Annotated in this window: 17 protein-coding genes; 8 read left to right on the forward strand and 9 right to left on the reverse strand. The window is 70.2% G+C overall.

What is annotated here, in order from left to right; translation table 11 throughout:
• Nucleotides 1-73: 73 nt before the first annotated feature.
• Nucleotides 74-211, reverse strand: coding sequence for a hypothetical protein (locus AB0I04_RS16150; protein ID WP_360884724.1), 138 nt, complete (start codon nucleotides 209-211; stop codon nucleotides 74-76).
• 283 nt (nucleotides 212-494) lie between these two features.
• Here AB0I04_RS16150 and AB0I04_RS16155 point away from each other — a divergent pair, with 283 nt between their 5' ends.
• On the forward strand, nucleotides 495-1,706 hold the full coding sequence (locus tag AB0I04_RS16155; protein WP_360884727.1) for a hypothetical protein: 1,212 nt from the start codon (nucleotides 495-497) through the stop codon (nucleotides 1,704-1,706).
• A gap of 43 nt (nucleotides 1,707-1,749) precedes the next feature.
• Here AB0I04_RS16155 and AB0I04_RS16160 read toward each other — a convergent pair whose 3' ends face one another.
• On the reverse strand, nucleotides 1,750-2,664 hold the full coding sequence (locus AB0I04_RS16160) for an LLM class flavin-dependent oxidoreductase (RefSeq protein ID WP_360884729.1): 915 nt from the start codon (nucleotides 2,662-2,664) through the stop codon (nucleotides 1,750-1,752).
• A 95-nt stretch (nucleotides 2,665-2,759) separates the two neighbouring features.
• A complete protein-coding gene (locus AB0I04_RS16165) occupies nucleotides 2,760-3,293 on the reverse strand; it encodes a helix-turn-helix domain-containing protein (protein WP_360884732.1) in 534 nt (177 codons plus the stop codon).
• A gap of 64 nt (nucleotides 3,294-3,357) precedes the next feature.
• Here AB0I04_RS16165 and AB0I04_RS16170 point away from each other — a divergent pair, with 64 nt between their 5' ends.
• The gene (locus AB0I04_RS16170; protein ID WP_360884735.1) at nucleotides 3,358-4,248 is read left to right on the forward strand and encodes an alpha/beta hydrolase; all 891 of its coding nucleotides are present in this window, start codon (nucleotides 3,358-3,360) and stop codon (nucleotides 4,246-4,248) included.
• 106 nt (nucleotides 4,249-4,354) lie between these two features.
• Here AB0I04_RS16170 and AB0I04_RS16175 read toward each other — a convergent pair whose 3' ends face one another.
• Both AB0I04_RS16175 and AB0I04_RS16180 read right to left on the reverse strand, forming a co-directional pair.
• Nucleotides 4,355-5,530, reverse strand: a complete 1,176-nt coding sequence (locus AB0I04_RS16175; RefSeq protein WP_360884738.1) for a CU044_5270 family protein — start codon at nucleotides 5,528-5,530, stop codon at nucleotides 4,355-4,357.
• 14 nt (nucleotides 5,531-5,544) lie between these two features.
• Nucleotides 5,545-6,105, reverse strand: coding sequence for an RNA polymerase sigma factor (locus AB0I04_RS16180; protein ID WP_360884741.1), 561 nt, complete (start codon nucleotides 6,103-6,105; stop codon nucleotides 5,545-5,547).
• Between the two features lie 199 nt (nucleotides 6,106-6,304).
• On the opposite strand from AB0I04_RS16180, the gene AB0I04_RS16185 reads away from it, so the two are divergent.
• The gene (locus AB0I04_RS16185) at nucleotides 6,305-7,120 is read left to right on the forward strand and encodes an alpha/beta hydrolase (RefSeq protein WP_360884744.1); all 816 of its coding nucleotides are present in this window, start codon (nucleotides 6,305-6,307) and stop codon (nucleotides 7,118-7,120) included.
• Nucleotides 7,121-7,126: 6 nt separating this feature from the next.
• Here the strand turns inward: AB0I04_RS16185 and AB0I04_RS16190 are convergent, their stop codons facing one another.
• Nucleotides 7,127-7,972, reverse strand: a complete 846-nt coding sequence (locus tag AB0I04_RS16190) for an NmrA family NAD(P)-binding protein (RefSeq protein ID WP_360884747.1) — start codon at nucleotides 7,970-7,972, stop codon at nucleotides 7,127-7,129.
• Nucleotides 7,973-8,184: 212 nt separating this feature from the next.
• Nucleotides 8,185-9,114, reverse strand: a complete 930-nt coding sequence (locus AB0I04_RS16195; RefSeq protein ID WP_360884750.1) for a LysR family transcriptional regulator — start codon at nucleotides 9,112-9,114, stop codon at nucleotides 8,185-8,187.
• Nucleotides 9,115-9,187: 73 nt separating this feature from the next.
• Between AB0I04_RS16195 and AB0I04_RS16200 the strand changes: the two genes are divergently transcribed.
• Genes AB0I04_RS16200 through AB0I04_RS16210 form a run of 3 tightly spaced genes read left to right on the forward strand, consistent with a single transcriptional unit; the run spans nucleotide 9,188 to nucleotide 11,896 of the window.
• A complete protein-coding gene (locus AB0I04_RS16200) occupies nucleotides 9,188-10,093 on the forward strand; it encodes an EamA family transporter (RefSeq protein ID WP_360884753.1) in 906 nt (301 codons plus the stop codon).
• A 13-nt stretch (nucleotides 10,094-10,106) separates the two neighbouring features.
• Nucleotides 10,107-10,976 carry a dihydrodipicolinate synthase family protein gene (locus AB0I04_RS16205; protein ID WP_360884756.1) on the forward strand — a complete coding sequence of 290 codons (870 nt, stop codon included), beginning with the start codon at nucleotides 10,107-10,109 and terminating at the stop codon, nucleotides 10,974-10,976.
• Nucleotides 10,973-11,896, forward strand: a complete 924-nt coding sequence (locus tag AB0I04_RS16210; RefSeq protein ID WP_360884760.1) for a TIGR03619 family F420-dependent LLM class oxidoreductase — start codon at nucleotides 10,973-10,975, stop codon at nucleotides 11,894-11,896. The genes AB0I04_RS16205 and AB0I04_RS16210 overlap by 4 nt, the downstream gene beginning before the upstream one ends.
• Nucleotides 11,897-11,903: 7 nt before the next feature.
• Here the strand turns inward: AB0I04_RS16210 and AB0I04_RS16215 are convergent, their stop codons facing one another.
• Together AB0I04_RS16215 and dnaE are read right to left on the reverse strand one after the other, a co-directional pair.
• Complete coding sequence (locus AB0I04_RS16215; RefSeq protein WP_360884763.1) at nucleotides 11,904-12,248, reverse strand: DUF6300 family protein; 345 nt, start codon at nucleotides 12,246-12,248, stop codon at nucleotides 11,904-11,906.
• Nucleotides 12,245-15,805, reverse strand: coding sequence for a DNA polymerase III subunit alpha (dnaE, locus tag AB0I04_RS16220; RefSeq protein ID WP_360884766.1), 3,561 nt, complete (start codon nucleotides 15,803-15,805; stop codon nucleotides 12,245-12,247). The genes AB0I04_RS16215 and dnaE overlap by 4 nt, the downstream gene beginning before the upstream one ends.
• A 63-nt stretch (nucleotides 15,806-15,868) precedes the next feature.
• Here dnaE and AB0I04_RS16225 point away from each other — a divergent pair, with 63 nt between their 5' ends.
• The gene (locus tag AB0I04_RS16225) at nucleotides 15,869-16,876 is read left to right on the forward strand and encodes a LysR family transcriptional regulator (protein ID WP_360884769.1); all 1,008 of its coding nucleotides are present in this window, start codon (nucleotides 15,869-15,871) and stop codon (nucleotides 16,874-16,876) included.
• A gap of 194 nt (nucleotides 16,877-17,070) precedes the next feature.
• Entirely contained in the window at nucleotides 17,071-18,624 is a 1,554-nt protein-coding gene (locus AB0I04_RS16230; RefSeq protein WP_360884771.1) for an MFS transporter, read from the forward strand.
• The last annotated feature ends 33 nt before the right edge of the window (nucleotides 18,625-18,657 follow it).

The following is an 18,657-nucleotide window of genomic DNA, read 5'->3' on the forward strand; positions in this document are numbered from 1 at the left end:
ACGCCGTATGATTTTTGGGCTCGGCCGCAGACTTCCCCGCCGAAGCGTCATCCAGTCTTGACGTCTCTGTCGCTCACTCGATGCGGTCCCGGTCGGCGAGGGCGTCTCGGAGGCGCGCGCAGACGGCCTCGACCTCCGACTCGTCCGGGAGTTCGCCGGCGCGGAACATCGCGGTTTGCAAGTCCGGCCCGCCTGCATCGAAGCGCGTCATGTCGGCCTTGGTGATCGGCTGGACGACGAAGTGGATGTGGCGGAAGCGACGGCAAGACGATCTGGGCCCGCTGCGGCGGATGACGAGCCCCGGGCGATCGGGTCCTCCCCCGAAGCCGGTCGCGCGGTAAGGGCCACGGCGAGCGCGGCATGAGGGACCGGTGCTCGCCGTGGCCCGCACAACGCCCGGCCGCCCGTCCTCGGCGCCATGAACAGCAGCGACTGGACCGAGTGCCGTCAGGTACGCGGACCGGGCGAGTGTTTTGGTGGCAGCATGATCATCCATGACTGGCTGGGATGTCGCCTTTGAGGCAGGGCCGAGCGACGAGGCGTGGGTAGAGATATGCCGTCTCGTCGAGGGGATGCCCGAAACCGCCGTGGCCGAGATCGCCGCACGGCTGCGAGCCTGGCCCGATCGGTTGCGCGCGATGCCCGACCGATGGTGGGCGCAACGGCAGGCCGGTGATCATCGGCCGTGGCATGCGCTGGCCACTCACCGCACGCTGTGCCGGGTCGGCGAGTACTTCTGTGTCAGCGCGGTGGCCTGCCCGAACGACCTCACCATGCTCCTGGCGGGGTCCGGCGTGACCGGCAACAACGATCTCGGCGAGGTCCTGCTCCTCAGACCCGATCCTGACATCGACACCAATCCCGCCAGCGATCCCGAGACCGACCTGTTGGTGGCCTCGCCGGCAGAGCAGGCAACCGCTGTGGACGCACTGTTCAGCTCCGACGGCTCGCAGGTGACCGTGGGTTTCGCGGATCTGGGCGGCGGAGTGGGACCGGTCGTCTATGGCGTCGACGGCCGGCGCCGCTACCACCTCGACCTGGACACCGGCGGTGACGCCGCCGACGAGATCGGTTTCGGCCGCGTCGGTCAGAGCGGCGACGGGCGGCTGATCGCCGGGGGCAGCACAGAGACGCAAGCGGTGCTGGTGGCCGAGGCGGCCACCGGCGAGGTGCTCCTGCGCGCCGACGGAGGCACCGGACCGGTCGCGCTTGATCACACTGGTCGGCTGGTGGCCTACGCCTGCCCTTCCGGGCAGGTCGCCGTGCGTGACGTTTCGTCCGGGGAATCGCTGTTCACCGGGAAATCGGGGTTGACCACGATCAACGCGCTGGCGTTCTCTCCCGACGCGTCCCGTCTGGTGGCCGCCGGAGACGACCACCCCACGGCATGTCTGCTCGCTCTGGATCGGGGCGGGCCGACCAGCACCTCCCAGGTCACCGTGGCCGATCCCGCACTCACCATTGACTCGACGACCCCGGTCGCCAGTTACGCGGCCAAGGCGTCCTGGACGGATCGCGGGCCGCTGGTGTTCGTCGCCGATGACGAGCGGGCCGTTCTGTTCGACGCCTCCAGTGGTCGGGTCCGCTGGGGGGCCGCTGCCGCTCTGGTCACGGCCTCGTTCACGCCGGACGGTCGCGTTCTGGTCGCCTCCGGGCTGGACGGCGTGATCAACGCCTGGTTCCTCGACTCGCTCGCAGCGCCATGAGTCGACACCGCCCGGCGCGTGCGTGCCGAGATGGGTGATGCGGTCACAAATGAGGCATGACCTCGGCGGCGAGGCGCTCCAGCTGCTCGGCGTCGTCGAAGAGCGGGGTGAAGAGGATCATCTCGGCGCCCGCGTCGGCGACCTGGCGGAGCCCGTGGACGCAGTCCTCCGGCGGACCGTACACGGCGACGGGAGTCAGCTCCTCGCCGCCCGACCGGCCGTACATGCGGTTCAGGGCGTCGGTGACGCGCTTGCGAGCACGGCCGGTGTCTTCGTCGACCGCCACGTAGACGCGTTTGGCGATGCGGAAGTCCTTCGGCTGAGGGTCCGCCTCCGCGAGGGCCTCGCGTACGACGCGGACCTGCTCGGCGAAGCGCTCGGTCGTCTGGGAGCCCGCGCCGAAGAAGCCGTCGCCGTACCGGACCGCGCGGCGCAGCGCATTGGGGTGGCTGCCGCCGAACCACAGCGGCGGGTGCGGCTTCTGGACGGGTTTCGGCTCCATGGCGGCGCCGTCGACCTGCCAGAACCGCCCGTCGAAGGTGATCTTCTGGTCGGTCCAGCAGGCCTTCATCAGCCGAACGCCCTCGGTGAAGCGGGTGACGAGGCCGTCCGGGTCGATGCCGAACGCCGCGAAGTCCCGCTGCCCGCCCATGCCGACGCCGGCCTCCAGCCGACCTCGGCTCAGCTGGTCGAGCGTGCTGAGGCTCTTGGCCAGGTGCAGCGGGTTGTGGAGGGTGCTGACGAACACCGCGCAGCCGAGCCGGAGGCGTTCGGTGCAGGCGGCCGCGTACGTCATCGTCTCGATCGGGCTGAAGCGGGGCGCCGAGCCGAGGACCTGTTCCTGGGTCCACGCGCTGTCGAAGCCGACCTGCTCCGCTCGCGCCAGAAAGTCCCGGAACGCGCCGGGTTCGAACTCGCCGTCACCGAAGGCCTGTGGAATGGAGATCGCGAAGCGCACTCTCCGACACTACTCCGGCGGTCCCGACCGGCCCGGTCGCCCCCGTACGGAGACGGTGGCGCGGACCAACGGCCTCTCTCCCCTGGCCGCCGGGGTCAGCTCGGGCTCTCGGCGGGGAAGAGGATCGGGCTGAGGAGGTGGCGGGTGCGGTCCGGCGAGGGCTCGTTCCGCATCCGGGAGACGATCACGTCGCGCAGCTCGCCGATCATCTCGGCGCGCTCCTCCGGGCTGAGCCAGATGGCGTGCTGCCGGTAGCCGACGAGGTCGGCGGCCGGGTCGGCGTCGTCGCGGTCGAGGTAGGCGTTGAACTCGGCCAGCAGGGTGGCCATGGCCACGGCGAACACGCGGCGGTGGTCCTCCCGTGACGTGGACGCGGCCGTCTCGGCGTCGATGACCGCTCGCTCGCGGCGCAGCCGGTACCGGCGTTCGACGGCGCCCCGCACCCGCTGCTCGCCGTCGACCTCGAGGAGGCCTCCCTCGGCCAGCAGACCGACGTGCCGGTAGACGGTGGCCTTCGAAACGTCGGGCAGCAGCTCGCACAGCTGGGCGGTGGTGAGCGTCCGCCCGCCGGACATCGCGTGCACGACGCGGAGCCGCACCGGGTGGAGAAGCAGGTCCACGGTGTCCATACCCTCACAATCTCAGAACTGATACTGTTCGCAAAATTGAGAATGATGATCTGAGGAGTGGCCCATGACCGAAACCCAGCCCCCACTGGGCCGCCTGTACGACGTCGGCGACCGGCGGCTGATGCTGCACCGCTCCGGCACCGGCGGACCGGCCGTGGTCTTCCTGCCCGGAGCCGGTCTGGTCGGCCTGGACTACGTCAACACGCACGACCGCGTCGCCGAGCTGACGACGAGCGTGCTCTACGACCGGGCGGGCACCGGCTGGAGCGATCCGGTCGGCCTGCCCCGTACGGCCGCCGCGGTCACCGACGAACTCCACGCGCTGCTGCCCGCCGCCGGGGTCCCCGCCCCGTACGTGCTGGTCGGCCACTCCCTCGGCGGCGCCTACGCACGCCACTACGCGCAGCGGTTCCCCGGCGAGGTGGCCGGGCTGCTCCTGCTGGACCCGACTCATGAGGACTTCCTCGTCCGCGCGCCGAAGCAGGTGCCGAAGATGCTGGAGAAGATGAAGAGCCAGGACCTGCCGGAGCCGACCGACGAGCAGATCCAGAGCTCCCGGGAGGCACTCGCCCGGCACTTCGCGGCCTGGCCCGACTCCGTACGAGACGCGCTCGTCGAACACCACCTCACCGCGTGGCGGACCGCGTGGAACGAGGACAAGAACCTCTACACCGAGGTCGCCGACGAACTGCGACGCGCGCCCGCCCTGCCCGACGTCCCCCTGATCGTGCTCACCGCCATGGGCCACGACCCGACGCAGGCCCACCTGTGGCCCGGGGACCTCCTACGCGAGATCAACGAGATGAAGCGCACCATCCACGCCGAGCTGACCGCCTCGGTCCCTCGCGGCGAGCATCGCGTCCTCGACGACGCCGGGCACGGCTGGATGCACGAGGAGCGCTCCGACGCCGTGCTCGGCGCCATCACCGACGTCCTCCGCGCCGCGAAGAGCTGACCGTCCCAGGCCCAACGATGCGCGGGCCGGTCCCGGGGCGCCGCCGCTGGAACGACGACTCGCCCGGGACCTCGCCGAGCGAGGTACCGGGCGAACCGTGGTTCGGTCAGGGACGGGCGCCGAGGCTGTTCACCCAGCCCATCGACTCGTACGTCATGGTCAGGGAAGGAGCCTTGCGGTCCCCGGACTCCTGAGCGAGGAGCCCCCCCGTGTTCGAGTCGACGATCAGACGGATCTCCCCGCCGCTCTTGGCCTGCCGGACGGTATCGCCGCCGCTGCCCAGCGCGAGGACCGCGCCTTTGCGACCCATCGGATCGGCGGCCGTGCCGAGGTATCGGATTCCCGGCTGCTTGGCGAGCAACCGGTACAGCGCGGCTTTCGCGCCCGGCGTCAGCGGCCCGGCCAGCAGGTCCTGCGCCTCGCCGAAGACGTATTGGGAGAAGTCATCGCCCATCGGCTCGCCGTCGTGCTGTTGCGCCTCCTGGTTCTCGTGCTTGAACCAGGTGCGCATCACCCTCTCGAGGGCCGCCGGGTCGGACGGCAGCTTCGCCAACGCCTCGATCGTCTTGTCCTGTTGGGTGAGGGAGAGCCGCAGGCGCGAGAAGTCGTAGTTGTTGACCTGCGGCTTCGCGCTCGTATCCAGATCCCACTGCTGCCTCTCCCGGAGGCTCATGCTCTTCCACTTGGCCTCATCGGCCGGCGTGGAGAAGGTGATCTTGGGGTCGATGCCGACGATCGTACGGTCGTGGCGGTTGCGGCCGGACCAGGTGTCCTGCGTCTTGCTCACGGACGCGCTCAGGGGGAAGGAGGGCACTCGGCGCCCTGGCTTCTTATCGCCGAACTTCTTGGCGAACGCCTTCTTCTCCTCGGGCGTCGCGGGACTGACGAGTGAGGTCTCGCGTTCGCGGGTGTACCAGTAGGCCCCGGTGGTCGCGGGCGCCTTGGCGGCGCTCTCGGCACTGGCCAGGAGCACGGCCCGTGCGTCCATGATCCGTACGGTCCCCGACGGGGTCGGTCGGCTTCCTCCGGTGCCTCGCGAACCGTCGGTGGCCACGATGACGCCCGCGGCGGTGGCGGCGACCGCTCCGGCGGCCAGACCGGCCACCAGCACGCGCGGCATCCGGCGTCGCGCGGTCGGCACGGAAACGACGCGGTCGGACCCGCTACCGTCCCATGCCTTGGCGAGGTCCTGCTCGCGGCGGCGGGCGTGCGCCTCGGCGACCATGGTGTCCAGACCGGCGGGCTTGAGCGTACGGAACATGTCGTCGGCGTTGTCGTTCATCTGAACTCCAGGGTTCATCGGGTGGCCTTGTCGGCGACGCGGGAGGCGGCGCGGGGGCGGGTGCGGGACGCGGGGGCGTTCTCGATCGCCTTGGCGAGACGACGGCGGGCACGGTGCAGGCGGACGAAGAACGCCGCGCTCGAGCAGCCGACGACCTTGGCGGCATCGCGCGGGGCGAGGCCGTGCCACATGACGAGCGAGAGCACCTCGAGGTCGTTCTCGGACATCCCGGCGATGGCCGCCAGAGCGCTGTCCCGCTCGACGACGTGGTCCGCTACGTCCCACGCGACGAGGTCGTCATCGGTGGTCATCGCGGCGACGCGGTCGACCAGCGCGCGTTTCCGGAAGCCGCTTTCCCGCTGCTTGAGCAGCAGGTTGCGGGCCACGCCGATGAGCCAGGGCAGCGCCGGCTCGTGGATGTGGTCCAGGCGGCGCCACGCGACGACGAACGTCTCGCTGACGATGTCCTCGGCCATGTGCGGATCGGTACGGGTGATCACGTAGCCGAGCACGCGCCGGTAGTTCTCGTCGTAGAGCTCGGTGAAGCGTTTCCGGGAATCCTCGGAGTCCTCCATGGAATCCCTGCCCTTCGTTGAGTCGGTGACCTTTCACCAGTACTTCCGACGGCCCGTCCGGCGTTTACCGATCATTCCGGAGAAGATCGGATTCGGCGGTAGGCGCGGCCGTTACCTAGGACGTAATCGACCCGGCTCCCTCTCGGCTGGGACGCTTCTCGACGTCAGGGAACGTGAGATCCACGAGAAGGAGCCACCGATGTTCTTCGAGACCACCGACGGGACCCGCCTGGCCTACGAGGACTACGGTCAGGGCCGGCCGATCGTCTTCGTCGCCAGCTGCATGCTCAGCACCGACATGTGGGAGTACCAGATCCCCTTCTTCGCCGAGCGGGGCTACCGGTGCATCGCCCTGGACCGCCGTGGCCACGGGCGGTCGGACCGCCCCTCCGGCGGATACGACCTGGACACCACCGCCGACGACCTGGCCGCGCTGATCGAGCACCTCGACCTGCGGGACGTCATCCTCGTCGGCCACTCACTGGGCGGCGCCGAGGTGGCCAACTACCTCGCCCGCCACGGCGAGGAGCGCGTCGACCGCGCGGTGTTCATCTCCGCGATGCTGCCCTTCCTGAAGCTGACCGACGACAACCCGGCCGGCATCCCGGAGGCCCTGTTCGACGCCATGTACGCCAAGGTCCGCTCCGACCGGCCGAAGTGGCTTTCCGACCAGGCGCAGGTCTTCTTCGCCACCCACCTCGGCCCGGCCGTGTCCCCGGCCGTCATCGACTGGATGATCCGGGAGTGCGAGGCCACCTCGCCGTGGGCCGTACTGAAGTTCCAGCACGCGTTGTTCCACTACGACCACCGCGCGGGCCTTCGGGACATCACCATCCCCACGCTGGTCGTCCATGGCGCCGCGGATTTCTCGGCGCCGGTGGACGTGACCGGCCGCCGCACCGCCGAACTCATCCCGGGCGCGGTGTACAGGGAGTACCCCACCGCCGGACACGGCATCTTCGTCAGTCACCAGGACGAGCTCAACGCCGACCTGCTCGACTTCATCAAGTCCTGACGCTGGTCAGCGGAAGTCGGCGGCGTGGTCGAGCGCCCACTGGGCGAACGTGCGGCCGCGCCGGCCGGTGACCTCCTCGACCGTGGGCGAGACCCAGGCGTTGCCGTCGAGGTACCGGCCCATCTCCAGGAACCATTCGATGACCTGCCGCGGATACTGGTTCTTCCAACGTTCGCGGGCCTCGTCGGGGGTGAGCTCGATGAAGCGGACCTCCCGGCCGATGGCCTCGCCGATCAGCCGTACGGCGTCGCGGCGCCGTACCGGCTCCGGTCCGGTCGGGACGTAGGTCTTCCCCGCGTGGCCCTCGTCGAGCAGGGCGGCCGCGGCGACCGCGGCGATGTCGGCCTCGTGAACCATCGCGCTGGTCCAGTCGCCGAACGGCGCCCGGACGGCGCTCTCCGTCCTGATCGACGCGGCCCACTCCCGGGTGTTGGCCATGAACTCGCCCGGGAAGATGTGCGTCCATTCCAGGCCGGAGCTCTCGATGGCCTTGTGCAGGGCGCGGTGGTCCGACTCGATGGGATCGTCGTCGTCGCGGCCGGGGTCGTTGTGGCCGAGGTGCACCACACGCCGTACGCCGGCCTCCTTCGCCAGGTCGAGGATCCGTTGCCCGGTGGTCAGCGACTCGCCGATGGCGACGAGGTGCATCCGGTCGACCCCGCGCAGGGCGGAGATGAGGGTCTCGGGCCGGCCGAAGTCGCCCGCGACCACCTCGGCCCGCGCGGGCAGGGCGGCCGCCGCGCGGGAGCCGGGGTCCCGGGTCACGGCCCGTACCTCGTGGCCCGCGGCCACGAGTTGACGGACGAGGTTGCTCCCGACGGTGCCGGTCGCTCCGGTGACCAGTATCGGCATGGCGTCTCCCTGAAATGCGCAGTGGAATGCGGGCACGGCGAAACAGACCCTTTCCAGGGCCGGATTCGCGGTGGCCTCATCCTCACCGGCGGATTCGGGTAGGGCAAACGCGAACATGTTGTTCACATTCGCGGCGGACCTGCGGAAACGCAAACGACACCGGAAGGCGGGAAAGAGGATTTTCGGCCTCTTCTTACCTGCTCAGCCGGGCGTTACCCGGCGATTCCGGCGGCGATTTCGAGGTTCCCCGCGCCGGCGGCGGTGCGGAGGGCGGCGACGGCCGTGCGGATGGCGGGGCGGCGGGCCGCCTCGGCTCGCCAGATGCCGTACACGTGGCGGGTCAGCGCCGGGCGTACGGCGACGATGCGGACACCCGGCGGCACGTCGCAGCGCCCCAGGCGCGGCAGGATGGCGCAGCCCAGGCCGGCGGCGACGAGGGCGAGCTGGGTCGCGTACTCATCGGCGGTGTGGTTGATCCTCGGCTCGAGACCGGCGGAGCGGAGGGTGTGCTCGAGCCAGTCGCGGCAGATCGCGCCGGCCGACTGGGCGATCCACGCCTCGCCGCGCAGGTCGTTCAGGTCGATGACGTGGCGGTCGGCGAGCAGGTGGTCGGCGGGCAGCGCCACGTCCGCGACGTCATCGAGCAGGGGCGCCTTGACCAGGCCGTCCGGGATCGCGAGCGGCACGTTGAACCAGTCCTGCACGATGCCGAGGTCGATCTCGCCGCGCGCGATGAGGGGCACGGCCGAGTGCGGCTCCTGTTCGCGGAGGCAGACGGCCAGGCGGGGGTGCTCCTCGGCGAGGATGGCCAGCGCGGGCGGCAGCAGGCCGCGCGCGGCGGTGGGGAACGCCGCGATCGAGAGCTCTCCGACGACGGCCCCACGGTGGGCCTCCAGGTCGGACTCGGCCGCCTCGACCATGGCGAGGATGCGCTCGGCGTGCGCGGCGAGGAGGGCGGCGGCGTCGGTGAGACGGACGCCCCGGCCGTTGCGCTCCAGGAGCTTCTGCCCGGTCTCGCGCTCCAGCTTGGCGACCTGCTGGGAGACGGCGGACGTCGTGACGTGCAGCACCTCGGCGGCGGCGCTGACGGAACCGTACGTGGCCACGGCGTTGAGGGCGCGCAGCCGCTCCAGATCCAGCATGTAGTCATGCTACATGGAGACCTTAAGGAAGATTCGCTTGTCCTAAAACGTCGTGCACCCGACGATCGAAGACATGAGACCTCGCCACGTCGCCATCGCGGTGATGATCGCCGCGATCTGGGGGATCAACTTCGTCGTCATCCACGTCGGACTCGGCGCCCTGCCGCCCCTGCTGTTCGCCGCGCTGCGCTTCGTCGCGGCGGCGTTCCCCGCCGTCCTGTTCGTCCGCCGGCCGGCGATCCCCTGGCGGCGGATGGCGCTCATCGGCCTGCCGCTCGGCGTCGGGCAGTTCGGCCTGCTGTTCATCGGCATGCACATGGGCATGCCGGCCGGGCTGGCGTCGCTCGTCCTGCAGACCCAGGCGTTGTTCACCGCGGCCTTCGCCGTTCCGATGCTGGGCGAGCGGATGCGACGCGCCCAGATCGCGGGCATGCTCGTGGCGTTCACCGGCATCGCGGTGATCGCCGTCTCGCTGGGCCAGGGCGGACCCGTGCTCGCGTTCGCGCTCTGCATCGTCGCGGCGGGCATGTGGGGGCTGGCCAACATCGGCATGCGGAAGGCGCAGCCGCCGGACATGTTCGCGTTCATGGTCTGGGTCAGCCTCGTGCCGCCGCTGCCGCTGCTCGCCCTGTCCCTGATCTTCGAGGGGCCGCACGCCGACCTGCACGCGCTGGCTCACATCTCCGCAGGCGGCCTGGGCGCGCTCGTTTACATCGCCTACCTGTCGACGCTGGTCGGGTTCGGCCTCTGGGGCTGGCTGCTGCGCCGGTACGACGCCGGCCAGGTCGCGATCTACTCGCTCCTCGTGCCGCTGTTCGGCATGTCCTCGGCCGCGCTCGTCCTCGGAGAGGACATCACGATCACCGACATCGTCGCGGCCTGCCTCATCGTCGGCGGCGTCGCCCTCGGCAGCCTCCGCCGCCGTACGCCGTCCGCGGCCACGCCCGACGCCCCGGGTGTTCTCGCCCCGACCCGCTGAAGGAAAAAGTCCCATGCCGCACGGAATCCACGTCCCGCTCGTCACGCCGTTCGGATCCGACGGGACCCTCGACGTCCCCTCGCTCGAACGCCTGGCCCACCACGTCCTCACCGAAGGCGCCGCGGGACTGGTCGTCCTCGCCACCACGGGCGAGGGCTCGCTGCTCACCGCCGACGAGCGCCGCACGGTGATCGAGACCTGCCGGAGGATCAGCGACGCGTACGGCACGCCGCTGACCGTCGGGGCGGGCACGGCCGGCACCGACGAGTCGATCCGGCAGGCGGTGGACCGCGGGGTCGCCGCGGACCTGCTGCTCACCGTCGTGCCGTACTACGTGCGTCCCACCGACGAAGGCGTCCTCGACCACTTCGCGGCGATCGGCGCGGCGGCCGGCGTGCCGCTGCTCGTCTACAACATCCCGTACCGCACCGGGAAGACACTGCACCCCGAGACGCTCCTCAAGCTGCTCACCACCGGGTACGTCGCCGGGATAAAGCACTGTGCCGGAGCGATCGACGCGGACACCCTCACCCTGCTGGCCGAGGGGCGCGGCGTGCTCGGCGGCGACGACGCGTTCCTCTACCCGCTCCTGCAACTCGGCGCGGTGGGCGGGATCACGGCCTCGGCGAACGTCGCCCCGGCCGCATACGCCGCCATGGCCGACGCCGTACGGGACGGGGACACCGCCCGTGCCCGCGACCTCCACAACGCCCTGCTCCCCCTGGTGAACGCCCTGTTCGCCGAGCCCTCCCCCAGCGTGATCAAGGCGGTGCTCGCCAAGCAGGGCCTGATCGCCGACGCCACCGTACGGTCGCCGCTACGGCCGTCGGCCACCGCCTCGGTGACGGCCGCGCTCGATCGGCTGCGAACATTGGAATCATGAGGATCGGATTCGGCGCCCCGGTGTCGGGGGCATGGGCCACCCCACGGAACGTCGGTCACTTCGCCGAGCGGGCGGAGGACCTCGGCTACGCGTCGCTGTGGACGTTCCACCGCCTTCTCACCCCGGCCGACAAGGAGGCGCTGGCCCCGGTCTACCGCAGCGTGCTCGATCCGCTCATCACGCTGGCCTACGCCGCCGCCCGCACGTCCCGCATCCGGCTCGGCGTCTCCCTGATCAACTTCCCGTTCGTCACCCCGGTGTACCTCGCCAAGGAGACCGCCTCGCTCGACGTGCTCTCCGGCGGGCGGCTCGACCTCGGGCTGGGCGCCGGCTGGCAGCACGAGGAGTTCGTCGCCAGCGGCACGTCACCGGAGCGGCGCGGCAGGCGGGCCGAGGAGTTCGTCGCCACACTGCGCACCCTGTGGGAGGACGAGGTCAGCTCGTTCGACGGGGAGTTCCACACCGTCCCGCCGAGCCGGCAGGCCCCCAAGCCCGTCCAGAACCCGCACCCGCCGGTGCTGCTCGGCGGCGTCGCGGAGGCCGCGCTGAAGCGCGCCGGCCGGATCGCGGACGGCTGGCTCAGCCGCAGCGCCACCGACCTGTCCCGCATCCACGAGCAGATCGCGGTCGTCCGGCGCGCCGCCGAGGAGGCGGACAAGGACCCCGACGCGGTGCGCGTCGTCGTCCGCGGCGTCGTACGGGCGGGCGAGGAGGCCCACGACAAATCCGGCGAGCGCCTGCGCCTGTCCGGGTCGTACGACCAGATCCGCGAGGACGCCGCCTGGCTCGGCGAACAGGGCGTCACCGAACTGTTCTACGACCTCAACTGGGACCCGCTCGTCGGCTCCCCCGACATCGAGCCCGCCTCCGCCACCGCTCGCGCCGAAGAGATCATCGAGGCCCTCGCCCCGAAGTCCTGAACCGTCATCACAGGTCATCGCGATACCAGGCGTCGACCTCGGCGTCGAGGGCGGCCTGGTCCAGCCGGGGCGCCTTGGCGTTCTCGGCCCACCGCCGGATGAGACGGGAGAGGACGCCCACGGTCTGGTCGGTCACGACCTGATGGACGGCGAAGAAAGCGGCGATCGGCCCGGTGACCGGATCGTCGACGTCGCAGCGGGCGCACAGCAGGATCTCCGTCGTGCCGCTGACCTCGATGCCCTGCTCGGTCCGCCAGCCGTGGGGAACCCGCAGTGCGGCGAGGATGTCCCCGGCACACCGCGGGCACGCCCGGGAGATCGGGAGCGGATGGCGCGTGGGCTCGGCGGTCATGCGCCGATCGCGTTCGCGCCGAGCAGGGACTTGATGTCCCCGAAGAACGACGGTTCCGGCTGGACGCGGAATCGGTCGAGGTCGATCAGCAGCCCCTTCGTGCCCGGTCGTCGAGGCTGCAGCCTTAGGTGCACGGGAGCGCGGCCGGGATGGGAGTCCAGGATGCGCTTCAACTCCTGGACCACGTCCGCGGATACCCGGGCCTCCGGAAGAGAGATCACCACGGGCGGCTCACCGTCGCTCACCTGAGAGACGTCGAGGACGGTGACCTCCTCCCCGTAGATGCTCAGGGTCTCGTCCCGGACGTTGATCCGGCCGCGGATCGAGACGACCCGGTCCTCGGCCAGCGCCTCGCCGTAGAGGGCGTGGCTCTTGGGAAAGATCAGGCACTCCACGGACGCGTCGTGGTCCTCGAGGGTGACGATCGCCCAGGGGCTGCCCTGCTTGGTGACCTTGCGCTGCAGGCCGGAGATGATCCCGGCGACCTGTGTGAACCCGTCCGTACGGCCGGAGGACAGCAGTCCGGCGAGCGTGCTGTCGCGGGCGGCTTCCAGGATCCGCTCGGCGCCGTCGAGTGGGTGAGAGGAGACGTACAGGCCGAGCATCTCGCGTTCGAACGTCAGCAGGGTGCTCTTGTCCCACTCGCCCTCCGGGATCGCGATGGAGAACGCGCCGCCGGGGTCGTCCTCGGGTTCGTCGATGCCTCCGAAGAGGGAGTCCTGGCCGCGGGCCTCGTTGCGTTTGACGTCGATGACCGAGTCGATGGCCTGCTCGTGGACCATGACAAGGGCCTTGCGGTGGTGGCCGAGGCCGTCGAACGCGCCGGCCTTGGCGAGGGATTCGATGACGCGCTTGTTGCAGACGCTCGCAGGCACCTTGGTCAGGAAGTCGTTGAAGCCGGTGTAGGCGCCCTTCTCCTTCCGGGTCGAGGCGATCGCCTCGACGACGCCCGCGCCGACGTTGCGGATCGCGCCGAGCCCGAAGCGGATGTCCGTCCCGACGGCGGCGAAGTTCAGTTCGGACTCGTTGACGTCGGGAGGCAGAACCTTGATGCCGAGGCGCCGGCAGTCCGACAGGTAGACCGCCATCTTGTCCTTGTCGTCACCGACCGAGGTGAGCAGCGCGGCGAGGTACTCGGCCGGGTGGTTCGCCTTCAGGTAAGCGGTCCAGTAGGAGACGATGCCGTACCCGGCGGTGTGGGACTTGTTGAAGCCGTACCCGGAGAAGGGGACGAGGACGTCCCAGACGGCCTTGGTCGCCTCCGCGGAGAACCCGTTGCCGGCCATGCCCGCCGAGAACGTCTCCCACTGCTGGTCCAGGACCTCCTTCTTCTTCTTGCCCATCGCGCGGCGCAGCAGGTCGGCGCCGCCGAGGGAGTACCCGGCCAGCTCCCGGGCGATCGCCATGACCTGCTCCTGGAAGACCACCAGGTGGTAGGTGTCGCCCAGGATCGGCTCGAGCGCCTCCTTCAGCTCCGGGTGGATCGGCTCGACCTCCTGCCTGCCGGTCTTGCGGAGCGCGTAGTTGGTGTGGGCGTTCATCTCCATCGGGCCCGGCCGGTACAGGGCGTTGACCGCGGCGATGTCGGTGAACACCGTCGGGTGCATCAGCCGCAGCAGGATCCGCATCCCGCCGCTGTCGAGCTGGAACACCCCGAGCGTGTCGCCCCGCGCCAGCAGCTCGTACGTCGTCTTGTCGTCCAGGGGCACGTCGCGGATGTCGATCTCGATGCCCTTGTTGGCCTTGACGTTCGCGATCGCGTCATTGATGACGGTGAGATTGCGCAGGCCGAGGAAGTCCATCTTCAGCAGGCCCATGTCCTCGGCCTGGGTGAAGGGGAACCCGGTGATGATCGGACCGTCGGCCTTCGGCCGTACGAGCGGGAGCACGTCGATCAGCGGATCGGACGACAGGATCACGCCGGCGGCGTGGATGCCGGTGCCGCGGGTCAGGCCCTCGACGCCGACGGCGGTGTCGACGACCCGCTTGACGTCCGGCTCCTCCTCGTACATCTTCCGCAGCTCGGCGGCCTCCCCGTGGCGCGGGTGGTTCCCGTCGTGGATCGCCGACAGCGGGATCTCCTTGCCGCCGACGGCGGCCGGGAACGCCTTGGTGATGCGGTCGCCGAGCGCGTACGGGTAGCCGAGGACACGGCAGGCGTCCTTGACGGCGGCCTTGGCCTTGATGGTGCCGAAGGTGACGATCTGGCAGACCCGGTCGTCGCCGTACTTGCGGGTGACGTAGTCGATCATCTCGTCGCGGCGGCGGTCGTCGAAGTCGAGGTCGACGTCCGGCATGGTGACGCGCTCGGGGTTGAGGAACCGCTCGAAGATCAGTTTGTGCTCGATCGGGTCGAGCTCGGTGATCCCGGTGCAGTAGGCGACCATCGACCCGGTCGCCGATCCTCGGCCGGGTCCGAGGCCGATGCGGTTCTCGCGCGCGTACTGGCAGATGTCGGCGACGACGAGGAAGTAGCCGGGGAAGCCCATGTCGTCGATGACGGACAGCTCATAGTCGATGCGGTCCAGGACCTCCTGGGGCGGTTCGCCCTGGTAGCGGCGCCGCGCGCCGGCCAGGGTCTCCTTCCGCAGCCATGACGACTCGGTCTGCCCCTCGGGCACGGGGAACTTCGGCATCAGGTCGCGGTGGGCGAAGACGTCGCCGTAGTCACCGACGCGTTCGGCGATCAGGAGGGTGTTGTCGCAGGCGCCGGGGACCTCGCCGTCCCACAGAGACCGCATCTCCTCGGCGGTCTTGAGGTAGTAGCCGCTCCCGGAGAACCGGAAGCGGTTCTGGTCGGCGAGCTGCTTGCCGGTGCCGATGCACAGGAGGGCGTCGTGCGCGGCGGCCTGGTCCTCGGTCACGTAGTGGGAGTCGTTGGTGGCCAACGGCGGCAGGTCGAGCTCCCGACCGAGCCTCATCAGGTCGTCACGGACTCGCCGCTCGATCGCGAGGCCGTGGTCCATCAGCTCCAGGAAGTAGTTCTCCTTGCCGAAGATGTCCCGGTACGTCGCGGCGGCCTCGACCGCCTTGTCGTACTGGCCGAGCCGGATCCGGGTCTGCACCGCACCCGACGGGCAGCCGGTCGTGGCGATGATGCCCCTGCCGTGCTCGGCGAGCAGTTCGTCGTCCATGCGCGGGTACTTCTGCACGTGGCCTTCGAGCCAGGCACGCGACTGGAGCCGGAACAGGTTCCGCAGGCCCTCGGCGTCAACGGCCCACATGGTCATATGGGTGTACAGGCCGCGGCCCGCCACGTCGCCGCCCTCGCCGAAGTCGTTCGACTTACGCAGCGAGAGGTTGTCGGACCAGAACACCGACTGCTTGTGGAACCGCGACGCCGGGGCGACGTACGCCTCGATACCGATGATCGGCTTGACGCCCGCCCTGTCGGCCGAGTGGTAGAACTCGTACGCACCGTGCACGTTGCCGTGGTCGCTCATCGCGACGGCGGGCATCCCCAGCCGGTCGACCTCTCCCATGAGGCGCCCGACCTTCGCGGCGCCGTCGAGCATCGAGTACTCCGTATGTACATGCAGGTGGACGAACGAACCCACCGGTCACTCCCTTAGGTTGTACGTCTCAGCGGCGTCCGCCATTCGACCGAAAGGGAGCATGGGGTGTCCAACAACCGACACGCCGATCCGCGACAGCCATCGGTTGTGAACCGAGGTGAGCCGGACCTGCACCTCGCGGCCGTCCGCGCCTTCGTCGCCGTCGCCGAGGAGCGCTCCTTCAGTGAGGCGGCCGCCCGCCTCGGCCTGAGCCAGCAGGCGGTCTCCAAGCGCGTCGCACGCCTCGAAGCCGATCTCGGTACCGTGCTCTTCCACCGCTCGCACAGTGGAACCGAGGTGACCGAAGACGGCGCGTCGTTCCTCACGAACGCGCGTGCGCTCATCGCCCTCGCCGACCAGGCCGTCATGCTGCTGCGCGACCGGCGCCGGCCCCTGCGCATCGACGTGCACCGCAAATGGGTGGCGTCGATCGACATCGTCCGCGGATTCCACGAGGCCGTCGACGAGGTCGACCTGGAGATCGTGACCTCGAACGGGCTCGCCGAGGCACTGCCCGCACTGGCCCGCGGATCGATCGACGCCTTCTTCGCCCGAGCCACCGGGGAACTCGGCGAGGACATCGAGTGCACGCCCGCGTACCTCGAACCGCTCCACCTCCTGGTCGGCCGCCGGCATCCGTTCGCCGGCCGGAGCGAGGTGGCGATGTCCGAACTGGCGGGCGAGACGATCTGGATGCCGGGGATCGCCCGGCCGGACACCGAGTGGGCGGAGTTCTACCGCTTCCTCGGCGACGACTTCGCCGTCAAGTACGACACGTCCGGCCTCCCCCTCTTCGGCCACGAGCACCTGGTGGAACGCGTCGGATCGGACGACCTGGCCACCTTCAACGGGGAGCGGACCCGGCTCCCCTGGCGCCCCGATGTGGTCCAGATCCCGCTCACCGCGCCCACTCCCGCGTACCCGTGGTCGCTGCTGTGGCACGGCCGTAACCGCCATCCGGCGCTGCGCTCCCTGATCTCCCACGTCACGGACCGCTACCTGCCGTTCGACCCGCAGCGCCAGTGGATCCCCACTCAAGATCGGTCCCGCTTCACCACCCCGGCCCGATCGTGAAGCGAGCGGTCAACAGTGCGTTGCCGAACTCGTCGTTGTTCGCCTGAAGCGCTCCGTCCACGCTGATCACGGACACTCTGCGGCGGCCTGACCAGGCGCGCGCGGTCGCGGTCAGCGAACGGTGAGCGGACGGTGAGCGGACGGTGAGCGGCCCCGGCGAAGGTGTGTCCGTTCTCTCGAGAAAGGACAGAGCCGTGAACGTCAAGGCGGGCACGAAGGAATGGATCGGGCTGGCGGTACTGGTGCTGCCGTGCCTGATCGTCTCGATGGACGTGAGTGTGCTGCTGTTCGGGATGCCGTTCATCAGCGCCGACCTCAAGCCGTCCGGCACCCAGCTGCTGTGGATCATGGACATGTACGGCTTCGTGCTCGCCGGCATGCTGATCACCATGGGTGCGCTGGGCGACCGCATCGGCCGGCGCCGGCTGTTGCTCATCGGCGCCGTGGCCTTCAGCGCGGCGTCGGTCGCCGCCGCGTACTCCACCAGCGCCGGGATGCTCATCGGCGCTCGCGCGGTACTGGGGCTGGCGGGCGCGACGTTGATGCCCTCGACGCTGGCGCTGATCCGCAACATGTTCCACGACGCCGGCCGGCGCAAGACCGCGATCGCGGTGTGGACCGGCGCCATGACCGGCGGCGTCACCGTCGGGCCGATCATCGGCGGTCTGCTGATGGACCACTTCTGGTGGGGCTCGGCGTTCCTGCTCAACCTGCCCGCGATGGCGCTGCTCCTGCTGCTGGGCCCGGCGCTGCTGCCGGAGTTCCGCAACCCCGCCGCCGGCCGGTTCGACCTGCTCGGCTCGCTGCTGTCGCTGGGCGCCGTGCTGCCGACCATCTACGGCATCAAGGAGCTCGCCGTGGACGGCTACGCGCTCGTCCCGGTGCTCTCGATCGCCGCGGGTCTCGCCGTCGGGGTCGTCTTCTGGCACCGCCAGAAGACGACCGCCCACCCGCTGATCGACCTGCGGCTGTTCCGGCACCGGACCTACAGCGCGGCGGTCGGCGTCAACACGGTGACCAACTTCGCGATGCTCGGCTTCAGCCTCTACACGATGCAGTACCTGCAGGTCGTCCAGGACATGAGCCCGTTCAAGGCCTCGCTGTGGTCGCTGGCGGTCATGCCGTTCATCCTGGTCGCGATGACGATCGCCGGGATCGCCGCCAAGAAGGTCCGCCCCGCCTTCGTCATCACCGCCGGGCTGCTGGTATCGGCCTGCGGGCTGGCCGTGACCACCCAGGTCCACGTCCACCAGAACCTGGCCGTCATCCTGACCGGCGCCGGGCTGCTCGCCGCCGGCATGCTGGTGTCCACCTCACTGACCGCCGACATGATCCTGGCCGCCGCCCCCGCCGAGCAGGCGGGCGCCGCCTCGGCCGTCTCCGAGACCGGCAGCGAGCTGGGCGGGGCGCTCGGCTTCGCGATCCTCGGCTCGATCGGCACCGCCGTCTACCACCACCAGATGGCCGGCGTACGGGTGACCGGCATCCCCGCCGAGACACTGCGCGCGGCCCGCGACACCCTCGGCAGTGCCGCCCGCGTCCCCGGCCACGGCGGCCTGGCCCTCCTGGAGGCCGCCAAGACCGCCTTCACCCACGGCCTGAACGTCACCGGCCTGTCCGGCGGCATCGTCCTGGCGGCCGCGGCTCTGATCACCCTCGTCGTCCTCCGCGACGTCCCGGTCTCAGCCCCCGCCCCCGCCCCCGCCCCCGTCGAGCAGACGCCCGAACCCGAAATGATCCGTCGATAGAGGCGCGAATCCCGTGCGATCGGCACCCCAGGC

Origin of the sequence: Actinoallomurus sp. NPDC050550 (assembly GCF_040655075.1) — a bacterium.
In the GTDB taxonomy this organism is placed as follows: Bacteria; Actinomycetota; Actinomycetes; order Streptosporangiales; family Streptosporangiaceae; genus Actinoallomurus.

Excerpts from the sequence above, each read along its gene's own strand:
- AB0I04_RS16150 (WP_360884724.1), bottom strand. The coding sequence starts at position 211 with ATGACGCGCTTCGATGCAGGCGGGCCGGACTTGCAAACCGCGATGTTC.
- AB0I04_RS16190 (WP_360884747.1), bottom strand. The coding sequence starts at position 7,972 with ATGCCGATACTGGTCACCGGAGCGACCGGCACCGTCGGGAGCAACCTC.
- AB0I04_RS16215 (WP_360884763.1), bottom strand. The coding sequence starts at position 12,248 with ATGACCGCCGAGCCCACGCGCCATCCGCTCCCGATCTCCCGGGCGTGC.
- AB0I04_RS16165 (WP_360884732.1), bottom strand. The coding sequence starts at position 3,293 with ATGGACACCGTGGACCTGCTTCTCCACCCGGTGCGGCTCCGCGTCGTG.
- AB0I04_RS16170 (WP_360884735.1), top strand. The coding sequence starts at position 3,358 with ATGACCGAAACCCAGCCCCCACTGGGCCGCCTGTACGACGTCGGCGAC.
- AB0I04_RS16195 (WP_360884750.1), bottom strand. The coding sequence starts at position 9,114 with ATGCTGGATCTGGAGCGGCTGCGCGCCCTCAACGCCGTGGCCACGTAC.
- AB0I04_RS16205 (WP_360884756.1), top strand. The coding sequence starts at position 10,107 with ATGCCGCACGGAATCCACGTCCCGCTCGTCACGCCGTTCGGATCCGAC.
- AB0I04_RS16155 (WP_360884727.1), top strand. The coding sequence starts at position 495 with ATGACTGGCTGGGATGTCGCCTTTGAGGCAGGGCCGAGCGACGAGGCG.
- AB0I04_RS16175 (WP_360884738.1), bottom strand. The coding sequence starts at position 5,530 with ATGAACGACAACGCCGACGACATGTTCCGTACGCTCAAGCCCGCCGGT.
- AB0I04_RS16210 (WP_360884760.1), top strand. The coding sequence starts at position 10,973 with ATGAGGATCGGATTCGGCGCCCCGGTGTCGGGGGCATGGGCCACCCCA.
- AB0I04_RS16180 (WP_360884741.1), bottom strand. The coding sequence starts at position 6,105 with ATGGAGGACTCCGAGGATTCCCGGAAACGCTTCACCGAGCTCTACGAC.
- AB0I04_RS16185 (WP_360884744.1), top strand. The coding sequence starts at position 6,305 with ATGTTCTTCGAGACCACCGACGGGACCCGCCTGGCCTACGAGGACTAC.
- AB0I04_RS16200 (WP_360884753.1), top strand. The coding sequence starts at position 9,188 with ATGAGACCTCGCCACGTCGCCATCGCGGTGATGATCGCCGCGATCTGG.